Source organism: Dietzia sp. SLG310A2-38A2 (assembly GCF_014145095.1).
Taxonomy (GTDB): Bacteria; Actinomycetota; Actinomycetes; order Mycobacteriales; family Mycobacteriaceae; genus Dietzia.
Genome location: NZ_JAALDX010000466.1, coordinates 5,995 through 6,210, shown reverse-complemented (window position 1 = coordinate 6,210; position 216 = coordinate 5,995). Strand labels below are relative to the sequence as shown.

The 216-nt window shown below is 64.4% G+C and carries 1 pseudogene; it reads right to left on the bottom strand.

What is annotated here, in order from left to right:
* Nucleotides 1-216 (bottom strand): annotated as a pseudogene (locus tag G6027_RS19035) (IS21 family transposase); the annotation flags it as partial.

Here is a 216-nt window from a genome sequence, read left to right as displayed (position 1 = left end):
CCGTCGAAGAACGATTCCTGGGCCTGGTTGGCGTAGGCGAAGTGGAACGCCTTGCCCGAGTGCGACAGGCGCATGCAGAACATGAATATCTTCATCACCACCCCGGCAATCGTGGCGGTGAATTCGCCGAAGTCGACCTCGGCCTCCTCGGCCGGCGGGTGGGTCTGCGGCACCATCACCTCTCTCGGGCCGCTGATCTCGGCACGGAGTGTGGCC